Here is a 23,667-nt window from a genome sequence, read left to right on the forward strand (position 1 = left end):
CCCGGCTTCGGCCGGGGCGCCTTTTGCTATATCCGGGGCGGGTGGAAAGTGCCGTCGGCGTCCGGCTGGTACTCGTGGACGGCCACCACCGCGCTGACGGGCAACGCCGCATACAGATGAGGGAACAGCTCACCGTCCGGTTTGGGCGGATCGCCCTGCTCCCACGTCACCGGCACCGGCAACCGGGCCTCGTCGATCTCCAGCAGCACCAGATCGCGCCGGCCGTGGAACAGGAAGTTGGCCGGGCCGCTGACCTGCGCGGCCGTCGAACAGTGGATGTAGCCCTGCTTGGCCAGCGTGTCACCCTCGTACGTCCCCGTCGTGACCGCCTCGTCCCAGGCGGCCCGGGAGCAGATGTGCAGGATCAACCCTTCTCCAGGTACTCGGCCCGCTCCTCGTCCACGAAGGCGGCCACCGAGGCGGCCAGAGCGGGGTATTTGGTCAGGGCCGGGTCGTCGGCGACCAGCTCGGCCGCCTCGGCCCGGGCGTCAGTGATCAGCTTGGCGTCGCGCAGCAGCGACAACAGCCGCAGATGGGAATGCTTGCCCGACTGCGAGGCGCCGAGCACGTCACCCTCACGGCGCTGCTCGAGGTCGATCTCGGAGAGCTTGAACCCGTCCGTCGTGGACGCCACCGCGTCGAGCCGCTCGCGGGCCGCGGTGCCCTCCACCGACTCGGTGACCAGCAGGCAGATGCCCGCCGCGGAGCCCCGGCCGACCCGGCCCCGCAGCTGGTGCAGCTGGGAGACGCCGAACCGGTCGGCATCCATGATCACCATGACCGTGGAGTTGGGCACGTCCACCCCGACCTCAATCACCGTGGTCGCCACCAGCACGTCGAGATCACCGGCGGCGAAGCGGCGCATCACCGCGTCCTTCTCCTCGGCCGGCATCTTGCCGTGCAGCATCTCGATCCGCAGGCCGTGCAGCGGACCCTCCTCGAGGATCGGCATCACCTCGGTCACAGCCAGCGGCGGGCGCCGGGCCGGCTCGTTGTCACCCGGCGGCTCCTCGTCCTCCTCGGCCCCGGTGGCGCCGATGCGCGGGCAGACCACGTACGCCTGATGGCCGGCCTGCACCTCCTCGCGCAAGCGACGCCAGGCCCGGTCGAGGAAGGCCGGCTTCTCGGGCGGGACCACATGCGAGGCGATCGGCGAGCGGCCCCGCGGCAGCTGGGAGAGCACGGACGTCTCGAGGTCGCCGTAAACGGTCATGGCGACCGTGCGCGGGATCGGCGTCGCGGTCATGACCAGCACGTGCGGGGGTGTGGCAGCCTTGGCCCGCAGCGCGTCCCGCTGCTCGACGCCGAACCGGTGCTGCTCGTCCACGACCACCAGACCCAGATCGTGGAAGTCGACACCCTCGTACAGCAGGGCGTGCGTGCCGATCACGATGCCGGCCGTGCCGTCAGCCACCTTGGCCAGGGCCTTGCGCTTGGCGACGGCGCCGAGCGAGCCGGTGACCAGAGTGAGCTGCGTGCCGGCGGGATCGCCGTCGATCTCACCGGCCCGGCCGAGCGCACCGAGCTGGGCGCTGATGCCACGGAAGTGCTGGGTGGCCAGAACCTCGGTCGGGGCGAGCAGGGCGGCCTGACCCCCCGAGTCGACAACCTGCAACATGGCCCGCACCGAGACCAGGGTCTTGCCGGAACCGACCTCGCCCTGCAGAAGCCGGTGCATCGGGTGCGGCTGCGCGAGATCGGCCGCGATCTCCTCGCCGACGCTGCGCTGTCCGTCCGTCAACTCGTACGGCAGGCCGGCGTCGAACTTGGCGAGAATGCCGTCGTCCCGTCGTGGCCGCGCGCGGCCCGGGGTGCCTTGAGCTTTGGCCCGGCGCTGAGCCAAAGTCACCTGGACGGCGAACGCCTCGTCCCACTTGAGACGATATTTCGCCACCTGCAGGGCCTCCTGCGAGGTGGGCCGGTGAATCTCGTGCAGCGCCTTGCCGATGCCGACCAGATTGCGATTGGCCCGCACATTCGCCGGCAGCGGATCGGGCGGCGCCTCGAACGTGTCCAACAAGGTCCGCACACACTTGGCGATCACCCAGGTCGGCACCGCCTGCGCGGCCGGATAGACCGGGATCAGCGCGCCCGCGAACTCCTCGATCTCCTCGGCCGCCTCATCCTGCGTGGCATCCACACTGAGCAGCTGGTAAGCCGGGCCGTTGAGCTGGCGCTTGCCCCGAAAATCGGTGACCTTGCCCGCGAACAGGCCCCAACGACCCTTACGCAGCTCCCGCTCCCGCCACGCCTGATTGAAAAAAGTGCAGGTCAGCGTGGCCCCCGAGCCGTCGCCGATGGTGACCTCGAGCATGTTGCCGCGCCGCTGCCGCATCGGCTTCACATTGATGCCCTGCACCTGGGCCAGCAGGGTGACCTGCTCGCCGATCTCCAGACTCCGCAGATCGGTGTGCTCCCCACGCTCGTCGTAACGCCGCGGGAAGTGGTAAACGAGATCACCGGCGGTGTGCAGGTCGAGGTGGTCGGCGAGGGCCTTGGCGGTCTTGGCGCCCAGGACCTTCGTCAACGGGGTGTCGATGGTGGTGCGCTCGCTCATTCCACTCCAACCAGCAGGTGGTAGCGGGGCTGCCCGCCCGCGTAGCTGTGCAGCTCGACGAAGGGCCAGGCCCGGGCGACGTAGCCGCGGAGCTTGTCCTCCAGGCCGTCCGGGGCGCCGGCGCCCAGCACCAGGGTGGCCAGCTCGCCACCCCCGCCCAGCATCCGGTCGAGCAGCTGAAGACTCACCGCGGCCAGGTCGTCGCCGATCACATGCACCTCGCCGTCGACCAGACCGAGCAGATCACCGGCCCGGCACGGCCCGGCCACGGTCAGCGAGTCCCGCTGGGCGGTACAGACCTCCCCGTACCGGCAGGCGCCGGCAGCCTCGGCCATCGCGATCACATCATCGGCGAAAGGCCGGGTCAGGTCACGCACGGCCAGGGCAGCCAGGGCCTGTACGGGGGAACGGGTGGGCACGACGCTGACCCGCACCCCGGTCTTCTCGGCCTCCCGCGCCGCCGAAACGGCGACGGCATGCGTGTTGGCGTCGTTCGGAAGCAGGACCACGCAGCGAGCACCGGTGGCGGCGATCGCGGTGAGCATCTCGCCGGTCGACGGATTACGGTCGACGACGGTGGCCCCCTCGGCCTCGAAGAGCGACGTCAGACCATCACCGGCGGCCACGACCACGGCGCCCCGCTTGCGCACGGGGCGGTCGGCCTCCCCCGGCCCGTGCCCGTTGTCATCGAGCGGGGTGACGCTGATCCGATAGGGCCGGCCGGCCTCGACCCCGGCCTCCATGGCCGGCCCGATCCCCCCGGCGGCCACGTGAACGTGCACGTTCCAGGTCTGAAGGCCGTCGCCACCCGTGCCGACCACCACAAGCGAGTCCCCCAGCCCGTCGAGCACTCCCCGCAGCGTGTCCACCGCAGCGGGCGCGGCATCGAGCAGATATTGCACCTCGTAGCCGTATTCACCCTCGGGGTTTGTGCGGCTTTTTTCCGCTTTGTGGCCCAGCCCGGCGTCGCCTCGGTCCAATTCATTGCCCGGCTCAGTAACCGTCGGCAGGCCAGTAATCGCAGACGAAGAAGCCGGGATGGCGGAAGGCGCAGAGACGTAGGCGGAGGCGGAAGGCGCAGAGACGGAGGCGGAGGCGGAAGGCGCAGTGGCGGAAGGCGCGGAGGACGCAGAGGTGGGGGCGGAGGACGCGGAGGTGGCGGCAGAAGAGAGGACAGGCGAGGAGAGAGAGGGCGAGGCGACGGAGGTCGGGGCCGAGGTGGGCTCGCGGACTGCCGAGGTGGTGGGAGCCGAGGTGGCGGAGGCGAGAGCTGAGGTGGGCTCACGGACGGCCCGGGAGACGGAAGCGGAGGTCGGCGCCGAGTTGGCGGAGGTGGGCTCGCGGACCGCGGGAGAAGCGGAAGCGGAGGCGGTGGAGGCCGGGTCGGTGGAGGCCGGGTCGGTGGGGGCGGCGGGGGTCAGGGCTTCGACCAGGGCGTCGAGGAGCAGGCAGAGGCCGCGGCCGCCGGCGTCGACCACGCCGGCTCGGGCCAGGGCGGGTAGCTGCTGGGGGGTGCGGGCCAGGGCCTCCGAGGCGGCGCGGGCGGCGGCGCGGGCGACGGCCAGCAGGTCGTCGGACCGGACACGGGCGGCGGCCTCGGCGGCGGCGGCCACGACCGAGAGGACCGTGCCCTCGACCGGGCGGGCGACAGCCGCGTAGGCCGCCTCGGAGGCCGAGCGCAGCGCCCGCGCCAGCTCGACCCCGCGAACGGCGGCCGAAGCAGCGAGGCTGTCGGCCATGCCGCGCAGGATCTGCGAAACGATCACCCCGGAGTTGCCGCGCGCGCCCAGCAGCGCCCCTCGGGCCATCCGCCGCAGGGCCCCAGCGGGCGAGGCGCCGGCGGTGGTCTCACTCAAGGCAGCCGCCGCCCCACGCGAGGCCGCCGGAATGCCTGGGATCGCCGCGGTCCGGGCCGTTGGGGTGGGTGCCACCGCAGTGGGTGGGGGGCCGGGGGCCGGCTCGGTGGCGTCGAGGGCCTCCTGGGCTGAGGTGAGGGTGAGGACGAGGTTGGTGCCGGTGTCGCCGTCGGGGACGGGGTAGACGTTCAGCTCGTCTATTTCGTGCTGGTGGGCTCGGAGCGCGCGGAGGCCGCCGCCGCACCAGCGGCGTACGGCTGCGGCGTCCAAGGTCTCCAGCACGCGAAAATCGTACTAACCACCTCTGACATTTGCCTGCGGCAGCACTCTCGTGGGGTGGTCGAAGGCCCAGGTCGGCCACCGATTGGCCGACTCGCGGGAGCATCATGTAACCTTGCCGGGTTGCCTGCGGCCTTGTTCGCTGGGCGCCTTCAGTTTTCGTTTCGACCCAGGAGTTACCCGTGGCTAGCGTGTGCGACGTCTGTGGCAAGGGACCGGGCTTCGGCCACAACGTGTCCCACTCGCACCGGCGGACCAACCGCCGCTGGAACCCGAACATTCAGTCGGTGCGCACCCCCGCGGGTGGCGGCACGACCCGGAAGGTCAAGGCCTGCACCTCGTGCATCAAGGCCGGCAAGGTCACCCGCGCCTGACCTAGTTCGTCGTCCACCAGCCCTTCGGCCACTCGGCCGGAGGGCTGGTTGCGTTTGCCCGGAAGCCCGCGGGGCGCCGAGGGCGGGGTCGGCAGAACGGCGGGCCGGCGAACGCGCTAGGGCGGGAGTCGGCGGGGCGCCGAGGGCGGGGTCGGCAGAACGGCGGGCCGGCGAAGGCGCCCGGGCGGGAGTCGGCGGGGCGCCGAGGGCAAAAGCCGGCGGCGCCGACGGAGGAGGCCGACGCCGGGCCGGTCAGAGCGCCTTGGCGAATGACAGGACGCCCTCTTCGCCGGCGTAGTAGCCGAAGTCCTCGATCCGGGTGTATCCGGTCTTCTCGTACAGGCTGATGGCCTCGGGCTGCTTGTCGCCGGTCTCCAGGATGACCCGGCGGCAACCCGCCTCCCGCGCCGACTCCTCGATCTTGGCGAGCAGCCGGCGGCCCAGGCCGCGACCACGGGCGGCCTTCGCGGTGAACATCCGCTTCAGCTCGGCGTCCTCGCCGTGCCGGCGCCAACCGGCGCAACCGATGAGCCGTTCGCCGTCGTCGGCCACGAAGAAGTCGCCGTTCGGGGGCAGGAACTCGGCCGCGTCGATCGGGGTGTCGTCGCCGCTGCCGCCGTAGCGGTCGGCCAGCTCCTGCAGGACGTCGACGAGCAGCCGGCGGACCACCGGCTCGGCGAGCTCGGCCCGCCTGATCTTGATGTCTGACACGAGGCCCAGGGTAGTCAGAATGCATCCTGCTCGGCCCGGAGCCGTGGCGCGGACCACGGTCAGCGGAAGTGGTCCCACCCCAGCGGCCCGCTCCACGGCTTCTTGTCGACCGTCACCCCGGTGCCCTCGTGGACACGGCCGATCCGGCGCCAGCCGTCCGGCAGGGGCGCGTCGGCCGGGAAGGTAGCGGCCAGGGCGTGATCGTCGCCACCGGCCAGGAGCCACTGCAGCGGGTCCACGCCGAGGGCCTTGGCCGCGTCGCGCATCTGGGCCGGCACCTCGAAGGCGGCGCTGTGCACGTCCAGGCCGACGACGCTGGCCTTCGCGATGTGGCCGAGGTCCTGGAGCAGGCCGTCCGAGATGTCGATCATCGAGGTGGCCCCGGCGCGGGCGGCGGCCGGGCCGGCCGGGTAGGGCACCGACGGGCGGCGGTAGGCCTCGACCAGGGTCTTGGGGGTGCGGAAGCCGCGCGAGAGCACCGTGTAGCCGGCGGCGGCGTGCCCGACCCGGCCGGCCAGGGCCAGGATGTCGCCGGGCTGGGCGCCGCTGCGCAGGACGGGGGCCTGACCGGCCAGGTCGCCCAGGGCGGTGACGGCGATGGTGAGGGTGGGGCTCGACGACATGTCACCGCCCACCACCGCGGCGCCCACGGTGGCGGCTTCGGCCGACAGGCCACCGGCCAGTTCCTCGGCCCAGGTGGCGTCCAGGTCGGGCGGGGCGCATAGAGCGACCAGCAGCGCTGTCGGGGTGGCGCCCATGGCCGCGATGTCGGCCAGGTTGGCCCCGGCGGCCCGGTGGCCGACGTCGGCCGCGCTGGACCAGTCCCGGCGGAAGTGCCGGCCCTCGACAAGGACATCGGTGGATGCCACTATCCGACCGTCGGGCGCGGCCACGATCGCGCTGTCGTCGCCCGGGCCGAGCAGCGTGGTCGGGCCGGTCTCGAGCCGTGCGACCACTCGGGCGATGAGCCCGAACTCGCCGGCCTCGGCAATGCTCACGTGAGTAGGGCCTTTCGTTCTTGGTCGTTACGGTAGTTTCACGTTCGGGTTACGCGGCAGCGGAATGGAGTCGGAGAGTGGTCCAGGCATACATCCTGATCCAGACCGAGGTCGGAAAGGCCCATGACGTGGCCGCCGCGATCGGCAAAATACCCGGTGTCGTCCGCGTCGACGCGGTCACGGGCCCGTATGACGTGGTCGTGCTGGCCGAGGCGCACACCGTGGACGATCTGGGCAGCCTCATTGTGAGCAAAGTCCAGTACGTTCCGGGCATCATGCGGACGCTGACCTGCTCCGTGGTAAACCTCTGACATGGTCGACGTGGAGAAACCCCCGGTCAAAACCCCGGATCCGGCAACCCGGCGCGCCGCTCTGTGGGCGACGGTCATCGCCGTGCCGGTGGCTTTGATCGTGGGTCTCCTGGTCTTCTGGAAGATCGCGCCGGACGGCGGCGGCGCGAGCGACGAGCCCACGGCCGCCGCTTCCACTCCGGTTGTGGTTCCGTCCACCCCGGTGCAGATGCCGGCGGCCAAGCTTGACGCGCGTACCGCCCAGGTCTGCCTGGCCGTCACCTCGCAGCTGCCGACCGCGGTCCGGGGCCTGCCGCCGCGCAAGGTGAGCGCCGGCCCGGAGCAGAACGCGGCCTACGGCGAGCCGCCCATCACCGTCGCTTGTGGCCTGCCGCAGCCGACGATGTGCGAGCGCACCGACGGCGGCCACGCGGGCTGCGTGCCGCTGGACGCGACCATGTTCAAGATGAACGGCGTCTGCTGGTACGGGCAGGATCTGCCGGCCACCGACATCTTCACCACGATGGACCGTGAGGTCGCGGTACAGGTGCAGGTGCCCGGCAGCTACGAGCAGACCGCCCAGTGGGCCAACGAGTTCTCGGACGCCGTGGTCAGGACCGTGAAGTCGAAGGCCTCCGGCGTCCCGACCGGCTGCAATCAGTGAAGACCGGTGCCGCGGCGTAGCGCGGTGCGGACCAGACGGTCGACGACCTTGGGGTACTCCAGGCCGGTGGCCGCCCACATCAGCGGGAACATCGACGTCGGGGTCATGCCGGGCATCGTGTTGATCTCGTTGAGGTAGACCTGGTGGTCGGCCGTGACGAAGAAGTCGACGCGGGCCAGGCCGGCGCAGTCGAGCGCCGTGAAGGTGCGCCGGGCGTAATCCTGGATCTGCCGGGTCACCTCGGCCGGCAGATCGGCCGGCAGGTCGTACCGGCTGCCCTGGAGGTATTTCGTCTCGAAGTCGTACCACTCGTCGTCGCCGACGAGGATCTCGGCCAGCAGGGACGCGTCGGGGGCGCCGCCGGCCTCGCTCTCCAGCACGCCGCACTCGATCTCACGGCCGACGATGGCCGCCTCGACGAGCACCTTGGGGTCGATCCGGCGGGCGGTGGCCACGGCGTCGTCCAGGTCGGCCCAGTCGGTGACCTTGGTGATGCCGTGCGACGAGCCGGCCCGCGACGGCTTCACGAAGACCGGCAGGCCCAGGCGCTCCTTGTCGGCCTCCGACAGCGAAACACCGGCCCGCAGCACCGCGTACGGGCCGACCGGGATGCCTTCGACGGTGGCGAGCTTCTTGGTGAACTCCTTGTCCATGGCGGCCGCGGAGGCGAACACGTTGGCCCCCACGTACGGCAGGCCGGCCATCTCGAGCAGGCCCTGGATGGTGCCGTCCTCGCCGTACGCCCCGTGCAGCACCGGGAAGACCACGTCGACGTCGGCGATCGAGGCGACGCCCGAACCCGGGTCACGCACGATCAGCTCGGCATCGGCCAGCACGACCTCGGCGCCGCTGGCCGCGGTGATCTCGGGCAGCTTGCGGTCGGTGATGGCCAGCGTCGAGGGATCCTCACCGGCCAGCACCCACTGGCCCTCGCGGGTGATGCCGACCGGGACCACCTCGTACTGATCCGGGTCCAGAGCGCCGAGAATGGCTCCGGCGCTCACGCAGGAGATCGCGTGCTCGATGCTGCGACCGCCGAACACGATCGCGACTCGGGTCTTCCGAGGGGTCGTCACTTCTCTTCGGGCCTCTCGCTAGCGGGGCTTGCCGGGGGTGACCCTACTCTGCGTGAGCCACCCCCGGGATCCGCCGGTACGGCGCAAACGCGCAGTTCACCAGGCCCTTACCGGCTGTAGTCAGCCCGACGTGCGGCGGATCGGCGTGTCCCGCATCACCGCGTAGACGGCCAGGAATCCGGCGATGATCACCGCGAGCGTGACGGCCAGCGCCGGGCCGTACGGCAGGCGGTGGGCGGTCTCGCCGAACTCGTCGAAGCGGACCAGGTTCTCGGCCACCGCGAGCGGGATCGCGCCCGGCAGGATCAGCGGCACCCCGGCCCACGGGTTCCACCGGTAGAAGCCGGCCGTGACCAGCATCCCGGTGACCATGTAGGCCATCGCGCCCGGCAGCAGGTGGCCGAACTCGGCGGGCGCACCGGCCAGGCTGAACACCGGATAGGTCGAACCGCGCTGGTCGAACAAGCCCAGCAGCAGGCTCTCCAGGGCGTGCCCGGCGACGGCCAGTACGGCGAACAGCGCGGTCAACGCCGTCCCGAACAGGGCCAGGCCGCCGAGGAACGCCGTCCGGGTGACGCCGTTGGCCACGAACACCTTCAGGTGCAGGCTGATCACGAGGATGCCGGCCACCAGCGGCCAGTATTTGATCGCCGAGCCGGCCATCACGAGCCAGAAGCTGAACTTCGGCGCGCCCACCGCCTGGTTGATGACGACCAGGCCGACCATCTCGACCACCAGCATGATGGCCCAGAAGACGATCAGGATGAACCGGTGGAGCCGGAACAGGGTGCCGAACACGGTCATCGCGACGCCTCCAGCGGCTGCGAGGTGAGGTGGACGAAGAGGTCCTGGATGCCGATCGGGCCGAAGCTCAGGCCGGCCGCCTCGCCCCGGGCGATCTCGTCGGGGCCGAAACGGCCGTCGAGCGTCACGGCCCGTACGTCACCCAGGGTCTGCTCGCCCAGAATCGGGTGACCGGCGACGAAGTCGGTGACCGCCGCGAAAGGCCCGGTGACCGTGACGCCACGGCCGCGCAGGGCGTCCGTCTCGTCGTGCACGATGACCCGGCCGCGATCCATGATGACCACGCGCTCGAAGAGATCGGCCACCTCCTCGATGAGGTGGGTGGAGAGGATGATCGTGCGCGGGTGCTCGAGGTAGTCGGCCAGCAGCTCGCGGTAGAACAGAGTCCGGGCCACCGCGTCCATGCCGAGGTACGACTCGTCGAGAATGGTCAGCGGGGTGCGCGCGGCCAGGCCGAGCACGACCCCGAAGGCCGAGCGCTGGCCGCGGGAAAGCGCCGACACCCGCTTGCGCGGGTCCAGATCGAAGACCTCGATCAGATGCGCGGCGTACGCGCCGTCCCACGTGGGCCGCAGCCGGGCGGCCAGGTCGAGCGCGGCCCGCAGCCGGTCGGAGTCGCTGAGGTCGAGCGTGTCGCGGATGAAGCAGGTGCGGCGGGCCACCCGCGGGTTCTCGAAGGCTTCCGCGCCGTCGATCCGGACCACCCCGGCGTACGGCTTGCGGTAGGACGCGATCGCGCTGAGCAGGCTGGTCTTGCCCGAGCCGTTGCGGCCCAGCAGGCCGTAGATCTTGCCGCTCTCGAGGTCGAGATCGACGTTGTCGACGGCGACGGTGCCGCCGTAGCGGACGGTCAGGCCGCGGATCTCGATGCTCACTTCTCCCCCAGGTGCTTGACGATCTCGTCGACGCCGATGCCGATCCGTTTCGCCTCGTCGAGCATCGGGGCGACCACTTCGGCGAAGAACCGCTCGCGGCGCTCGGCCAGCAGCCGGGCCCGGGCGTCGGGGCTGACGAACATGCCGATCCCCCGCCGCTTGTAGAGCACGCCCTCGTCGACGAGCTGGGCGAAGCCCTTGGCCGCGGTGGCCGGGTTGATCCGGTAGAACGCCGCGTACTGGTTGGTGGACATGACCTGGCTGTCCTCCTCGAGGGCGCCGCTCAGGACGTCGTTCTTGATGCCCTCGGCGATCTGGAGATAGATGGGGCTGCGGTCGTGGAACACGCCGAGCCTCCCTAGTTCAGTGGTTCATTACTCATGTAACGAACCATAGACGCACGTCGCCACCGCCGGCAAGAACGGTGTCTAGGCCGCGAACGTCTGCGGCAGCACACCCTCGTCCCACAGCCGGTCCAGGTGGGCCAGGAAGCCGACCAGGCTCCGCTCCAGGTCGCGGCGCTCGCCCGCCGGCAGCACGGCCAGCGGGTCGCTGAAGACCAGCCCCTCCGGGTGCTTGGCCCGGGTGCCGACGAACTTCAGGCAGGCCGAGCACCACACGTAGCTGACCAGGGTCGGCCGTTTGGCGCCCGCGGGCGCGTTGAAGTACGCCCGCAGCCGCCGCTCGCCGCAGGCCGGGCACTCCCGCTCCCCCGGCTCCGCGAAGAAGCTCGCCCCCTGCGTCAGCGACGCGACCTGGTCACCGGAGAAGCTGTTCCAGGCCGCGCTCACGCCTCGTCCAGCGCCGCCGTCAGATCGGCCAGCAGGTCGGCCGTGTCCTCGATGCCGCAGGAGAAGCGCACGAAGCCGGGCGAGGTGTCGTCGCCCCACTGGGCCCGCCGGTCGGCCGTGCTGTGCACCCCGCCGAACGAGGTGGCCGCGAAGACCAGCCCCGAGGCGGCCAGGAAGCGGGCCACCCGCTGCTCGTCGCCCAGGTCGAACGAGACCACGCCGGGGATGCGCCGCATCTGCCGCTGCGCCACCTCGTACGACGGGTCACCGAGCCGGCCCGGCCAGCGCACGCCGGTCACGTCGTCACGCGCGGCGAGGAAATCGGCGACCGCGGCCGCGTTCTGGGTCTGCCGGGCCAGCCGCAGGTCGAGCGTGGCGATCGAGCGGTGGGCCAGCCACGCGTCGAACGCGCCCGGCACCGCGCCGGTCTGCTTGCGCCACGTCTCGACCTTGTCGAACAGCGCGATGTCGTTCGTGGCCACGTAACCCAGCAGGACGTCCGAGTGACCGGTCAGGGCCTTGGTGCCGGAGGCGACGACCACGTCGGCCCCGAGCGCCAGCGGGGTCTGCCCGAGCGGCGTGGCGGTCGTGTTGTCCACCGCGACCAGCGCCCCGGCCGCGTGCGCGGCCTGCGCCACCGCGGCCACGTCGCACACGTCCAGGCCCGGGTTGGCCGGGGTCTCCAGCAGCACCAGGCGGACGCCCTCGAAACTCGGGTAGGGACCGGCGGTGGGCACCAGCACCGTTTTCACGCCGAGGTCGCGCAGCGTGCCCTCGGCGAACGCGCGGACGGTGAAGTAGCCGTCGGACGGCAGCGCCACGGTGTCGCCGGTGCGCAGCACGGCCAGCAACAGCGCCGTGATGGCGGCCTGACCGCTGGCGAACACGAGCGTACGGCCGCCCTCCAGCTCGCCGATGGCCGACTCGAGGTTGCGGCGGGTCGGGTGCTGGGTGCGGGCGTAGTCGTTCTGACCCGGGCCGTCCGCGGGGTCCAGGTGGTAGGGCGCGGCGAAGACCGGCCCCGGCAGGAACGGCTCGCCCACCGCGGGATCGGGCAGTCCGGCGTGCACGGCACGCGTGCCGTCCGAGTAACTCATTCTGGCTTCATCTCCCGGCCCATAAGCAATTTCACAGCGACCCGGGGGTCGGCGCCTTCGTGGCAGACCTTCTCGACCTGCTCGGTGATCGGCATCTCCACGCCGTGCGCCCGGGCCAGGTCACGGATGGCGAGGCAGCTCTTCACGCCCTCGGCCGTCTGCCGGGCGGCCAGCTGCGCCTGCTCCAGCGTCTTGCCGAGACCGAGCTGCTCACCGAACGTACGGTTGCGCGACAGCGGGGACGAGCAGGTCGCGACCAGGTCACCCAGACCGGCGAGGCCGGCGAAGGTCAGCGGGTCGGCGCCGAGGGCCGCGCCCAGCCGGGCCGTCTCGGCCAGGCCCCGGGTGATCAGCGAGGCCCGGGTGTTGTCGCCCAGGCCCATCGCCGCGGCCATCCCGTAGGCCAGGGCGATCACGTTCTTGACGGCGCCGCCGAGCTCGCAGCCGATCAGATCCTCGCTCGTGTACGGGCGCAGATAGGGCAGGGCCATCGCGTGCTGCACGGCCCGGCAGCGCTCGGCGTCGGTGCCGGCGACCACGGTGGCGGCCGGCTGCTCGGCGGCGATCTCCGGGGCCAGGTTGGGGCCGGAGACGACCACCACCCGGTCCTGCTCGACGCGGGCGGTCTCGACGATGACCTGGCTCATCCGCTTGGTCGTGCCGAGCTCGATGCCCTTCATCAGCGACACGATGGTCGAGCCGGGCGCGAAGGCGCCGGCCCACTCGGCCAGGTTGCCGCGCAACGTCTGCGACGGCACGGCGATCGCCACCAGCTCGGCCCCGGCCACGGCCTCGGCCAGATCGGTGGTGGCGGTGATCCGCTCGGGCAGCTTGATGCCGGGCAGGGCGCCCTCGTTGACGTGGGCGTCGCGGATCGAGGTGGCGACCGCGTCGCGCCGGGCCCACATCGTCACGTCCGAGCCGGCCTCGGCCAGCACCTTGGCGAAGGCCGTGCCCCAGGCGCCGGAACCGATGACCGCGGCCCGGCTCACGCGCTCTCCTCCGACGTCGAGGCCTTGCGCTTCGGCCGGTCGTAGAGCACCGGCGGCGGTGGCTCGTGGCGCAGCGTGCCGACCAGGGCGCTGATCTCGCGCATGATGTGCTCGGTCATCTCCTCGAGCACGGCCCGTGAGGGCGTGGCGCCGGCCCAGCGGCTCAGGTCGATCGGGTCGCCGGCGGTCACGGTCACCGGCCGGCGCGGGCGCAGGCTGAGCTTGCTCGTGCGCGGGTCGAAGATGTCCTGGGCGCCCCAGTTGGCCATCGGGACGACCTGGGCCCCGGTGACCAGGGCGAGCCGGGCGGCGCCGGTCTTGCCGCGCATCGGCCACAGCTCGGGGTCGCGGGTGGTGGTGCCCTCCGGGTAGATCACCACGACGCCGCCCTGGTTGAGGGCGTCGACCAGCACGTCGAGCGACTTCACGGCCTCCACGCTGCCGCGCTCGACCGGGATCTGCTTGACCTTGCGCAGGAACGGGCCCATCACGGGCACCTTCCACAGGCTGGCCTTGCCCAGGAACTGCGGCCACCGGCCGGTGCCGTAGATGTAGTGGGCGACCACCAGCGGATCGAAGTGCGACACGTGGTTGGGGACGAGGATCACGCCGCCCGACTGCGGGATCTTCTCCATGTCGAGCCAGGTCCGCTTGGTCCAGACCTTGAGCACGGGAATCACCAGCACGGCCGCGAACCGCCGCCAGAATCCGAGCCTGCGGTGCGCCACGGCCCCTCCTACCTGCTTGCGCGGCGTGTGCCCGCCGCGTCTCAAGTACGAAATCATGCCCGCTCCGGGCCCGCGGTACCAGGTAGGGGTCCTTACACCCGGTGGCTGGCACACTCGATATGACCGCCTGCACCGAGCGGCAGTAAGCCGGACCTGACAACGGCGGCTGCAGGCGAGGGCCGGAAGGGCATGCCAAAGGAGAGCACAGACGAATGGGTGGCGACTGGACGGCGATCATGCCGGTCAAGCGGCTGACGGCGGCCAAGAGCCGGTTGCGCGGCGCGGTCCCGGCGGCCCGGCACGCGGATCTCGCGCTCGCGATGGTGTGCGACACCGCCGCCGCGGTCCTCGCCGTCGGCGAGCTCGTCGTCGTGACCGACGACTCACTGGCCGCCGAGACCGTGGCCCGGCTGGGCGCCCGGGTCGTGCCCGATCTTCCGGACGCGGGGCTGAACGAGGCCATGCGGTACGGCGCCGACGAGGTGGCGGGGCTCAACCGGTACCGGGCCGTGCTGGCCGGTGATCTGCCGGCGCTGCGCCCGGCCGAGCTGCGGGAGGCGCTGGGCCAGGCCGGCGAGGCCCGCTCGTTCGTCGCCGACGCGGCGGGCACCGGCACCGTGCTTCTGGGCGCACCGGCGGGCGTACCGCTGGAACCTCGGTTCGGTCCCGGGTCGGCGCGAGCTCATGCCGAGTCGGGCGCGCGGGCCCTCGACGGCGACTGGCCCGGCCTGCGGCACGACGTCGACACCCCGGCCGACCTGGCCACCGTGCTGGCCCTGGGCGCGGGCCCGCACACCTGCGCCCTGCTGCGTGATCTGGGACTCAAGGTGGCCTGCGTCTCGGCCGCCTGAGACGGTAGCGTCGGGGACATGCAGGGGACCATCGCGACCTTCGACTCCGGCGCCCGCAGCGGCACGCTGCTCCTGGACGACGGGACTGAGCTGGCCTTCGACGCGCCCGCGTTCGACGGCTCCGGGCTGCGCAAGCTCCGCCTCGGTCAGCGGGTGGCGGTGGAGCGCGATCCGGGCGGCGTTGTCCGCCAGGTGAGAATCCCGGGCCTCGACTGAAGCCATCCATTTTTGTTCGTTTCACGTTGCGCGGAAAGCGGCAATGATGGAGCGATGCAGACCCCGCCCCGGACCCCGGAAAGCCGTCGGCGTGGCCCGAACGGCCGTTTCGTCCCGCGATCGGCCGAGCAGAAGACAACGGAGCAACCAGTGACCGCCACCGCCGAACCCGTTGAGACGCCCGAGCAGAGCCGTCCGGACCTGCCCGAGGACCGTTTCCTCAACCGCGAGCTGTCCTGGCTCGACTTCAACTCCCGCGTGCTGACGCTGGCCGAGGAGCCGAAGACCCCGCTGCTGGAGCGGGCCAAGTTCCTGGCCATCTTCGCCAGCAACCTGGACGAGTTCTACATGGTCCGGGTGGCCGGGCTCAAGCGCCGCCTCAGCGCCGGCCTGCCGATGCGCGGCGGCGACCGCAGCTCGCTGCGCAACCAGCTTGAGATGATCTCGCAGCGGGTGGCCGACCTGATCACCCGCCAGGCCGCGTGCTTCGCCGACGAGGTGCGGCCCAAGCTGTCGGCCGAGGGCATCGAGATGGTCTCCTGGGCCGAGCTCGACGCGCCCGAGCGTGAGCGCCTGCGGACGTACTTCCGCGAGCAGATCTTCCCGGTGCTGACCCCGCTCGCGGTCGACCCGGCGCACCCGTTCCCGTACATCTCCAGCCGGTCCTTGAACCTGGCGGTGGCCCTGCGGGACCCGGACGACGCCAACGCCGAGCTGTTCGCCCGGATCAAGGTGCCGAACAACGTGCCGCGCTTCGTGGCCGTGCAGAACGACAGCCGGGGCGTGCGCTTCCTGCCGGTCGAGGAGCTGGTGGCCGTCCACCTCGACCAGCTCTTCCCCGGCATGCAGGTGCTCGAGTGGCACCTGTTCCGGGTGACCCGCAACGCCGAGCTCGAGGTCGACGAGGACCGCGACGAGGACCTGCTGCAGGCCCTGGAGCGCGAGCTGGCCCAGCGCCGTTTCGGCCCGCCGGTGCGGCTCGAGGTGGCCGCCTCGATCAGCGACCACGTGCTCGAGCTGCTCGTGCGCGAGCTCGACATGGACAGCGAGGACGTGCAGCGGGTGCCCGGCCTGCTCGACCTGTCGGCGCTGTGGCAGGTGTTCGGCGACACCGACCGCGACGACCTCAAGGACCGCCCGTTCGTCCCGGCCACCCACCCGCAGCTGGCCGACGGCGAGGTGCCGCGCAGCGTCTTCAACCGGCTGCGCGAGAGCGACATCCTGGTCCACCACCCGTACCACTCGTTCTCGACCAGCGTGCAGCGCTTCATCGAGCAGGCCGCGGCCGACCCGAACGTGCTCGCCATCAAGCAGACGCTCTACCGCACCTCGGGCGACTCGCCGATCGTGGACGCGCTGGTCGACGCGGCCGCCGCCGGCAAGCAGGTCGTGGTGCTGGTCGAGGTGAAGGCGCGCTTCGACGAGGTGGCCAACATCGCCTGGGCCCGGACGCTGGAGCGGGCCGGCTGCCACGTCGTCTACGGCCTGGTCGGCCTCAAGACGCACTGCAAGACCGCCCTGGTGGTGCGTCAGGAGGGCAATCAGATCCGGCGCTACTGCCACATCGGCACGGGCAACTACCACCCCAAGACCGCGAGGCTGTACGAGGACTTCGGCATGTTGACGGCCGATCCGGAGGTCGGCGCCGACGTCACCGACCTGTTCAACGTCCTCACCGGCTACAGCCGTCAGCGCAAGTACCGCCGCCTCCTGGTGGCCCCGCACGGCGTGCGCTCGGGCCTGATCGAGCGGATCGAGGAGCAGGCCCGCATCGCCCGCGAGGGCGGCGAGGCGCTCGTGCAGATCAAGGTGAACTCGCTCGTCGACGAGGAGAGCATCGACGCGCTCTACCGCGCCTCGCAGGACGGCGTGAAGGTCGACCTGATCATCCGGGGCATGTGCGCGCTGCGGCCCGGCGTGCCCGGCCTGTCGGAGAACATCCGGGTCCGCTCGATCGTCGGCCGGTTCCTGGAGCACTCCCGGGTCTTCCGGTTCGGCGCGGGCGACGACGCCGAGTACTGGATCGGCTCGGCCGACCTGATGCACCGCAACCTCGACCGCCGGGTCGAGGCGCTGGTCCGGGTGGTCAAGGAGAGCGCCCGCGAGGAGCTGCGCTACGTTCTCGAGCTGTCCATGGACGACGCCACCGAGGGCTTCGACCTGCACGGCGACGGCACCTGGCACCGCAACCCGGCCAGCGAGACCGACGCGAGCATGCACCTGCAGGAGGCGCTGCTGCGCCGCGTCGACAAGCGGACGAAGGCGGTCTGATGCCGGAGCCGATCCGCGCCGCGGGTGGCGTGCTCTACCGCCCGGCCGGCGACGGCCTCGAGGTCTGCCTGGTCCACCGCCCCCGGTACGACGACTGGGCATTGCCCAAGGGTCATGTCGACAAGGGCGAGCCGGCCCTGCTGGCCGCGGTCCGCGAGGTCCGGGAGGAGACCGGCCGGCGGGGCCGTCCCCAGCTGGCCCTGCCCCAGGTCGCGTACGACCTGCCCGACGGCCGCCCCAAGACGGTCGACTACTGGCTGATGGCGGTCACCGGCGACGAGGCCCCGGTGCAGGACACCGACGAGGTCGACCGCGTCGAGTGGCTCCCGCTCGCCGAAGCGGCCGCGCGGGTCAGCTACGACGACGAGCGCAAGCTCCTCGAGCACGTGGCCGGGCTGCCGCGGGTGACCGCGGTGACCGTCCTGGTGCGCCACGCGCACGCCGGCGAGCGCAAGAAATGGAACGGCAACGACGCGCTGCGCCCGATCGACCCGGTCGGGCTGGGCCAGGCCGAGCGCTTCGCCGCGCTGGCCGCGACGATCGGGCCGGAGCGTCTCGTGGCGGCCACGCCGTTGCGCTGCAAGCAGACGCTGGAGCCACTCGCGGCCGCGATGGGCGGCATGCCGATCGTCATGGACGGCGGCTTCGCCGAGCCGGCCGACGCCGACGAGGCGCCGGCCAAGGCCAAACTGGCCGCCCAGCGGCTGTTCGAGCTGCGCGAGCGCGGGCTGACCGTGGTCTGCAGTCAGGGCAAGCTGATCCCGGGGCTGCTGGCCGCGCTGGCCGACGAGAGCGACCCGGCGCCCTACAAGACCCCCAAGGGCGACAGCTGGCTGCTCACCTGGGCCGGCGACCGGCTGCTGGGGCGCTCGCGGCTCTGACCCGGTCACGCGGGCGCCGCTGGGGCGGCAGCGGGTCCGCGCGCCACAGGCCGAGCAGGTCGCCGGTCAGCCAGCGGGCCCGCCACAGCTCGTCGTCGCGCGGCTCCCAGTCGCGGTAGGGCAGCAGCGCGACCCGCCAGGTGAGCACACAGACGAGATACCAGTTGTAGACAGGGATCAACCCCAGCCAGCCGTCCCGGGGCCGGTACGACGCCCACGGGGCCAGCATGCGTACGGCCAGACCGGCCCACGCCCCCGTGACGATCCAGTCGAGCAACGCCGAACCGGTCCAGCGCTCGGCCAGACCACCCAGGACCCAGCCCGGCACGACGGCCGCCGCGAACAGCAGCGCCGCGATCAGCGACCGGCCCACCAGCCCTCGCGGACTATCCATGCCCGGACCGTAGACACCCCGGCGGCCTCCCCGCCGGGACACAGAAAAAGCGTCCACCGTAAGGGTGGACGCCTTCTCGGCGGTGCCTTGCGTCAGTTCGTCTTGCGGGTACGGCCGGCGCGGGCGCGCGACGGGGTCTCCGCAGCGGCCGCGGTCGTCGTCTTACGAGCGGTCGTCTTCTTGGCCGCGGCGGCGGTCTTCGTCGCGGTGGCGGCCTTCTTGGCGGGGGCGGCCTTGGTCGCGGCGGTCTTCTTGGCCGCGGTGGCCTTGGTGGCGGTGGTGGCCTTGGTGGCCGTGGACTTCGCCGGCGCCGCCTTGGTCGCCGTCGCCTTGGTGGCGGCGGTCTTGGCGGGCGCGGCCTTGGTCGCCGTCGTCTTCTTGGCGGCGGCCGTCTTGGTGGCGGCAGTCGTCGTCGACTTCGCCGGGGTCGCCTTGGTGGCGGCGGTCTTCTTGGCCGCGGTCGCCTTGGTGGCGGTCGTCGCCTTGGTCGCCGTCGCCTTGGTGGCGGTGGTGGCCTTGGTGGCCGTGGACTTCGCCGGCGCCGCCTTGGTCGCCGTCGCCTTGGTGGCGGCGGTCTTGGCGGGCGCGGCCTTGGTGGCGGTCGCCTTGGTGGCCGTCGCCTTCGTCGCGGTGGCCTTGGTGGCGACGGCCTTCTTGGCGGGAGCCGCGGCCTTCGCGGCCTTTCCGCTCGCCACCATCTCGCGGAAGGCGGTGCCAGGCTTGAACGCCGGCACCGACGTTTTCTTCACTTTCACCGGTTCGCCGGTGCGAGGATTGCGGGCCGTACGCGCATTGCGTGCCCGCTTCTCGAAGACGCCGAAGCCGGTGATGGCAACCCGGTCGCCCTTGGTGACGGCGTTCTGCACCTCGCTGATGACCGCGTCCAGAGCGGCGGTCGCCGTCTTTCGGTCACCTAGCCGGGCGGCCAGCGCCTCGATGAGCTCGGCCTTGTTCACGATTTTCCTCCCGAACGTGAGAAGTGGCCCAATGCGAGCCATTCTGCGCGCACCGTATGCCCTCTGACCAGCAGACACAAACATTAGCGTCAAAAAAACCCTTGCGTTACAACGAAATCGCCCCCACCGAAGACTCGGTGGGGGCGAAATCTCGTGCCACGACAGGGATTCGGCGAACCTCAGACGACGACCGGCTTGAAGGCCGGGCGCTTCTTCTCGTACGCCGTGATGGCGTCCTCGTGGCGCAGCGTCAGTCCGATGTCGTCGAGGCCCTCCATAAGCCTCCACCTGCTGAAATCGTCGATCGGGAACGACCAGGAGGCGTCGTCCACGCGCACCTGACGGGCGCCCAGATCAACCGTGATCTGCTTTTCCGGCTCGCTCTCGGCGAGATCCCAGAGGGCCTCGACGGCTTTCTGATCGAGCTGGACCGGCAGCAGACCCTCCTTGAGCGCATTCCCCCGGAAGATATCGCCGAAGCGGGCCGCGATGACCACCTTGAAGCCCCAGTCACGCAGCGCCCAGACCGCGTGCTGACGCGACGAGCCCGTGCCGAAGTTGGGCCCGGCGACCAGAATCGTGGCCCCGGCGTGGGCCGGATTGTTGAGGACGAAGGACGGGTCGTCCTTCCAGGCGCTGAACAGACCGTCCTCGAAACCGGTGCGGGTGACCCGCTTCAGATACACCGCGGGGATGATCTGATCGGTATCCACATCGGAACGGCGCAGCGGCATCACTTTGCCGCTGTGAGTGGTGAACTTGTCCACGTCTTTTCGCTCTCTCTCAGAGATCCGCGGGGGCGGCCAGCTTGCCGACCACGGCGGTGGCGGCGGCGACCTGGGGCGAGACCAGGTGCGTACGGCCGCCCTTGCCCTGCCGTCCCTCGAAGTTGCGGTTGGAGGTCGAGGCGGCGCGCTGGCCCGGGTCGAGCGTGTCCGGGTTCATGCCCAGGCACATGGAACAGCCCGCGAAACGCCACTCGGCGCCGGCCTCGGTGAAGATCTTGTCCAGACCCTCGGCCTCGGCCGCCTCACGCACCTTGTACGACCCCGGCACGATCATCATGCGGACGCCGTCATGGACCTTGTGGCCGCGGATGACGTCGGCCGCGGCCCGCAGGTCCTCGATGCGGCCGTTGGTGCACGAGCCGACGAAGACCACATCGACCTCGACGTCCCGGAACGGCGTGCCCGGCGCGAGATCCATGTACTCCAGGGCGCGGCGGGCGGCGTTGCGGTCGGTCTCCTCGATGAACTCCTCGGGGTCCGGGACCACGCTGTCGAGCGGGGCGCCCTGGCCCGGGTTGGTGCCCCAGGTGATGAACGGGCTGATCGCCGACGCGTCGAGGATGATCTCGGTGTCGAACTCGGCGCCCTCGTCGGTCACCAGCGTGCGCCAGTACTCGACCGCGGCGTCCCACTGCTCGCCCTGGGGCGCGTGCTCGCGGCCCTTCAGGTACTCGAACGTGGTCTCGTCGGGCGCGATCATGCCGGCCTTGGCGCCCCACTCGATGCTCATGTTGCAGATGGTCATCCGGCCCTCCATGGAGAGCTTGCGGATGGCGTCCCCGCGGTACTCCACGATGTGGCCGTTGCCGCCGCCGGTGCCGGTCTGCGTGATCAGCGCGAGGATCAGATCCTTGGCGCTGACGCCCGGGCCGAGCTCGCCGACGACCGTGACGGCCATCGTCTTCGGCTTCGCCTGCGGCAGCGTCTGGGTGGCCAGCACATGCTCGACCTCGCTGGTGCCGATGCCGAAGGCCAGCGCGCCGAAAGCGCCGTGGGTGGCCGTGTGCGAGTCGCCGCAGACGATGGTCGTGCCCGGCTGGGTCAGGCCCAGCTGCGGGCCGATCACGTGCACGATGCCCTGATTGACGTCGCCCAGCGGGCGGATCTGCACGCCGAACTCGGCGCAGTTCTTGCGCAGCGTCTCGATCTGCGTCCGCGAGGTGGTGTCGGCGATCGTGAAAAGCTCGCCGCGCTTGGTGTTGAACGCCGGGTCGGAATAACCGGTCGGCGTGTTGTGGTCCTCGGTCGCGAGCGTGAGATCGGTGCGTCGAACTGGACGACCGGCCATCCGCAGGCCGTCGAAGGCCTGTGGGCTGGTCACCTCGTGCAAGAGGTGCAGGTCGATGTAGAGCAGATCAGGCTCACCCTCGGCAGCACGCACGACATGGTCGTCCCAGACCTTCTCGGCCAGGGTCCTCGGAGTGACTCCCACCATCTGGACATCCTAAATTCTGGGAGGTATGTTTCGGCTTGTGGGACACAGTATGAGCGGTGTCGGCGTTCTCGACAAGGCGGTCGTCATTCTCGCGGCATGCGTCGACGGCGCCAGCCTGGCCGAACTCGTCGACCGCACGAAACTTCCCCGGGCGACCGCACATCGCCTGGCCCAGGCCCTGGAGATCCACCGGATGCTGGTCCGGGACACCCAGGGACGCTGGCGCCCCGGCCCCCGGCTGGGCGAGCTGGCCAACGCAGCGCCGGACGTGCTGCTGACCGCGGCCGAGCCCCTGCTTTCCGCATTGCGGGACGCGACCGGGGAGAGCGCGCAGCTCTACTTGCGCCGGGCCGACGAGCGCATCTGCGTGGCCGCGGCCGAGCGGGCCAGCGGCCTGCGCGACACCGTGCCGGTCGGATCGGTGCTGCCGATGGTGGCCGGCTCGGCGGCGCAGATCCTGCTCGCGTGGGAGCCGCCGGAGGCTGTGATGCCGTTGCTGCCGCGCTGCAAGTTCACGGGCCGGACGCTGGCCGAGGTCCGGCGGCGCGGGTGGGCGCAGAGTGTGGCCGAACGCGAGCCGGGTGTGGCCAGCGTCTCGGCGCCGATCCGGGATCGGACCGGGAGAGTCATCGCGTCCATCTCAATAAGCGGTCCGATAGAGCGTTTGGGGCGCCGGCCGGGGGAACGGCACGCGATGGCTGTGGTGCGGGCGGGACAGCGCCTTTCCGGGCTGTGAGGGCGCGGCAGTGACTGTGGGCGCGTACAACGACTTATCCGACCGCTGACGGCCGGGCGAACAGCGCTTGATCCCGCCGCCCTTGCGGCGACCGCATTCCGCCGCCGCAAGGGCGGTCGCCAGCGCCTTGTCCCCTCGCCGCAACGGCCGTCGCTGGCGCGAACGGCGATTGATCCCGCTTGCCGTAACACCGTGGCCAGCAAAACAGCAATTGATTGCGCCGTCGCAACGGCCGTCGTGCGCGAGCAGCAACCGATCCCCGCCGCCGCGACGCCAGTCGCCCGCGCAGGTTCAGCTTTTCCCAGCGAATGAACCCGTTGCCGCAACGGCGGTCGTCCGCGCAGGTTCAGCCTTCCCCCGGCGACTGAACCCGTTGCCGCAACGGCAGTCCTCCGCGCAGATCCAGCCCTCCCCCAGCGACTGAACCCGTTGCCGCAACGGCAGTCCTCCGAAGTCTCCGGCCCGCGGCTACAGCGGCTGACCCCGTCGCGGCACGGCCGTCGCCAGCGGCCATCGACCCCGCCGCCCGTCGGCCGTCGTCCGGGCGAGCAACCGATCCGGCCCTCCCCCGCGCTGGGCCGAAGGCGATCCAACGAATTCGGCGAGCGCCACTCGACGGCCCTCATGTTCGCCGAGTCAACGGCTTCCGTCCTCCGCGAGCGCCACGCGAAGCCGCTGAGCCCGCGGAACAGCCGCTTTCCGCTGCCGGGCTGTTATCCACAGAAGCCGGGGTGTCCACAGGGCCCCGACACGATCTTCGTTGTTTGCGCGACAATGCGTCGAGGCGGTGGCCCCCTGGGGTGGGCGGGCCGCGGGTGGACGGGCCGCGGGTGGACGAGCCGCGATGGGGCCGCTGTGATTCCCGTCGGGCGCGGAGCCCACGTGGCTGCCTCGCGACCGCAGGCCCGAGATCAATGCCGCGGATGAACGGGCCCGAAGCGCACACAGCCCCGAGCCAACGCCGCGACCGCGCGGGCCGAGGGCTGGGGGCACGCAACTACCCAACCCACAAGCCAACAGCGCGACCAAGCGGGCCGAGAGCTGCGG

Annotated in this window: 25 protein-coding genes; 8 read left to right on the plus strand and 17 right to left on the minus strand. The window is 71.3% G+C overall.

The genetic code is table 11. The features are described from left to right. Positions 1-26: 26 nt before the first annotated feature. From AB0J66_RS14610 to AB0J66_RS14620, 3 genes are read right to left on the minus strand one after another with little or no spacing between them, the layout of a single operon-like run. On the minus strand, positions 27-368 hold the full coding sequence (locus tag AB0J66_RS14610) for a DUF952 domain-containing protein (RefSeq protein ID WP_364659890.1): 342 nt from the start codon (positions 366-368) through the stop codon (positions 27-29). Further along, complete coding sequence (gene recG / locus AB0J66_RS14615; protein WP_364659892.1) at positions 365-2,557, minus strand: ATP-dependent DNA helicase RecG; 2,193 nt, start codon at positions 2,555-2,557, stop codon at positions 365-367. Before recG ends, AB0J66_RS14610 begins: the two co-directional genes overlap by 4 nt. Further along, positions 2,554-4,695: a DAK2 domain-containing protein gene (locus AB0J66_RS14620; protein WP_364659894.1), complete on the minus strand. Its 2,142-nt coding sequence runs from the start codon at positions 4,693-4,695 to the stop codon at positions 2,554-2,556. Before AB0J66_RS14620 ends, recG begins: the two co-directional genes overlap by 4 nt. 179 nt (positions 4,696-4,874) lie before the next feature. On the opposite strand from AB0J66_RS14620, the gene rpmB reads away from it, so the two are divergent. After that, entirely contained in the window at positions 4,875-5,066 is a 192-nt protein-coding gene (rpmB, locus tag AB0J66_RS14625) for a 50S ribosomal protein L28 (protein WP_097318353.1), read from the plus strand. Positions 5,067-5,318: 252 nt separating this feature from the next. Here the strand turns inward: rpmB and AB0J66_RS14630 are convergent, their stop codons facing one another. Further along, positions 5,319-5,777 carry a GNAT family N-acetyltransferase gene (locus AB0J66_RS14630; protein ID WP_364659896.1) on the minus strand — a complete coding sequence of 153 codons (459 nt, stop codon included), beginning with the start codon at positions 5,775-5,777 and terminating at the stop codon, positions 5,319-5,321. 59 nt (positions 5,778-5,836) lie between these two features. Then, positions 5,837-6,775, minus strand: a complete 939-nt coding sequence (locus tag AB0J66_RS14635; protein ID WP_364659898.1) for a thiamine-phosphate kinase — start codon at positions 6,773-6,775, stop codon at positions 5,837-5,839. 77 nt (positions 6,776-6,852) lie between these two features. Here AB0J66_RS14635 and AB0J66_RS14640 point away from each other — a divergent pair, with 77 nt between their 5' ends. After that, positions 6,853-7,086 (plus strand): Lrp/AsnC ligand binding domain-containing protein, encoded by a 234-nt coding sequence (locus tag AB0J66_RS14640; RefSeq protein ID WP_097318348.1) that lies wholly within the window; start codon positions 6,853-6,855, stop codon positions 7,084-7,086. Position 7,087: 1 nt separating this feature from the next. Continuing rightward, on the plus strand, positions 7,088-7,729 hold the full coding sequence (locus AB0J66_RS14645) for a DUF3515 family protein (RefSeq protein WP_364659900.1): 642 nt from the start codon (positions 7,088-7,090) through the stop codon (positions 7,727-7,729). On the opposite strand, the gene AB0J66_RS14650 is transcribed toward AB0J66_RS14645, so the two are convergent. The 8 genes from AB0J66_RS14650 to AB0J66_RS14685 form a co-directional block, all read right to left on the minus strand. Continuing rightward, positions 7,723-8,805, minus strand: a complete 1,083-nt coding sequence (locus AB0J66_RS14650; protein ID WP_364659902.1) for a D-alanine--D-alanine ligase family protein — start codon at positions 8,803-8,805, stop codon at positions 7,723-7,725. The genes AB0J66_RS14645 and AB0J66_RS14650 overlap by 7 nt on opposite strands. A gap of 120 nt (positions 8,806-8,925) precedes the next feature. Further along, positions 8,926-9,609: a hypothetical protein gene (locus tag AB0J66_RS14655; RefSeq protein WP_364659904.1), complete on the minus strand. Its 684-nt coding sequence runs from the start codon at positions 9,607-9,609 to the stop codon at positions 8,926-8,928. Further along, the gene (locus AB0J66_RS14660; protein WP_364659906.1) at positions 9,606-10,484 is read right to left on the minus strand and encodes an ABC transporter ATP-binding protein; all 879 of its coding nucleotides are present in this window, start codon (positions 10,482-10,484) and stop codon (positions 9,606-9,608) included. Before AB0J66_RS14660 ends, AB0J66_RS14655 begins: the two co-directional genes overlap by 4 nt. Further along, on the minus strand, positions 10,481-10,831 hold the full coding sequence (locus AB0J66_RS14665; protein WP_364659908.1) for a GntR family transcriptional regulator: 351 nt from the start codon (positions 10,829-10,831) through the stop codon (positions 10,481-10,483). The genes AB0J66_RS14660 and AB0J66_RS14665 overlap by 4 nt, the downstream gene beginning before the upstream one ends. 81 nt (positions 10,832-10,912) lie before the next feature. Next, positions 10,913-11,275, minus strand: coding sequence for a hypothetical protein (locus AB0J66_RS14670; RefSeq protein ID WP_364659910.1), 363 nt, complete (start codon positions 11,273-11,275; stop codon positions 10,913-10,915). Further along, complete coding sequence (locus tag AB0J66_RS14675) at positions 11,272-12,372, minus strand: cystathionine gamma-lyase (RefSeq protein WP_364659912.1); 1,101 nt, start codon at positions 12,370-12,372, stop codon at positions 11,272-11,274. Before AB0J66_RS14675 ends, AB0J66_RS14670 begins: the two co-directional genes overlap by 4 nt. Beyond that, positions 12,369-13,364, minus strand: coding sequence for an NAD(P)H-dependent glycerol-3-phosphate dehydrogenase (locus tag AB0J66_RS14680; RefSeq protein WP_364659914.1), 996 nt, complete (start codon positions 13,362-13,364; stop codon positions 12,369-12,371). The genes AB0J66_RS14675 and AB0J66_RS14680 overlap by 4 nt, the downstream gene beginning before the upstream one ends. Next, complete coding sequence (locus tag AB0J66_RS14685; protein WP_364659916.1) at positions 13,361-14,092, minus strand: lysophospholipid acyltransferase family protein; 732 nt, start codon at positions 14,090-14,092, stop codon at positions 13,361-13,363. Before AB0J66_RS14685 ends, AB0J66_RS14680 begins: the two co-directional genes overlap by 4 nt. A 212-nt stretch (positions 14,093-14,304) precedes the next feature. On the opposite strand from AB0J66_RS14685, the gene cofC reads away from it, so the two are divergent. The 4 genes from cofC to AB0J66_RS14705 are packed head-to-tail and all read left to right on the plus strand — an operon-like array spanning position 14,305 to position 18,311. After that, positions 14,305-14,943: a 2-phospho-L-lactate guanylyltransferase gene (gene cofC / locus AB0J66_RS14690; RefSeq protein ID WP_364659918.1), complete on the plus strand. Its 639-nt coding sequence runs from the start codon at positions 14,305-14,307 to the stop codon at positions 14,941-14,943. A gap of 18 nt (positions 14,944-14,961) precedes the next feature. Next, positions 14,962-15,159 carry a cold-shock protein gene (locus AB0J66_RS14695; protein WP_364659920.1) on the plus strand — a complete coding sequence of 66 codons (198 nt, stop codon included), beginning with the start codon at positions 14,962-14,964 and terminating at the stop codon, positions 15,157-15,159. 54 nt (positions 15,160-15,213) lie between these two features. After that, positions 15,214-17,430, plus strand: a complete 2,217-nt coding sequence (locus AB0J66_RS14700; RefSeq protein WP_364659922.1) for an RNA degradosome polyphosphate kinase — start codon at positions 15,214-15,216, stop codon at positions 17,428-17,430. Next, positions 17,430-18,311 carry an NUDIX hydrolase gene (locus AB0J66_RS14705; protein ID WP_364659924.1) on the plus strand — a complete coding sequence of 294 codons (882 nt, stop codon included), beginning with the start codon at positions 17,430-17,432 and terminating at the stop codon, positions 18,309-18,311. The genes AB0J66_RS14700 and AB0J66_RS14705 overlap by 1 nt, the downstream gene beginning before the upstream one ends. Here the strand turns inward: AB0J66_RS14705 and AB0J66_RS14710 are convergent. The 4 genes from AB0J66_RS14710 to leuC form a co-directional block, all read right to left on the minus strand. After that, positions 18,268-18,705: a hypothetical protein gene (locus AB0J66_RS14710; RefSeq protein ID WP_364659926.1), complete on the minus strand. Its 438-nt coding sequence runs from the start codon at positions 18,703-18,705 to the stop codon at positions 18,268-18,270. The two genes, AB0J66_RS14705 and AB0J66_RS14710, sit on opposite strands and share 44 nt — an antisense overlap. 92 nt (positions 18,706-18,797) lie before the next feature. Further along, positions 18,798-19,661, minus strand: a complete 864-nt coding sequence (locus AB0J66_RS14715; protein ID WP_364659927.1) for an HU family DNA-binding protein — start codon at positions 19,659-19,661, stop codon at positions 18,798-18,800. A gap of 179 nt (positions 19,662-19,840) precedes the next feature. Further along, a complete protein-coding gene (gene leuD, locus AB0J66_RS14720; protein WP_364659929.1) occupies positions 19,841-20,428 on the minus strand; it encodes a 3-isopropylmalate dehydratase small subunit in 588 nt (195 codons plus the stop codon). Positions 20,429-20,444: 16 nt separating this feature from the next. Then, positions 20,445-21,884, minus strand: coding sequence for a 3-isopropylmalate dehydratase large subunit (leuC, locus tag AB0J66_RS14725; RefSeq protein ID WP_364659931.1), 1,440 nt, complete (start codon positions 21,882-21,884; stop codon positions 20,445-20,447). Positions 21,885-21,933: 49 nt separating this feature from the next. Here leuC and AB0J66_RS14730 point away from each other — a divergent pair, with 49 nt between their 5' ends. After that, positions 21,934-22,620, plus strand: a complete 687-nt coding sequence (locus tag AB0J66_RS14730; protein WP_023561932.1) for an IclR family transcriptional regulator — start codon at positions 21,934-21,936, stop codon at positions 22,618-22,620. The last annotated feature ends 1,047 nt before the right edge of the window (positions 22,621-23,667 follow it).

Source organism: Actinoplanes sp. NPDC049598 (assembly GCF_040675435.1).
Classification (GTDB): Bacteria; Actinomycetota; Actinomycetes; order Mycobacteriales; family Micromonosporaceae; genus Actinoplanes.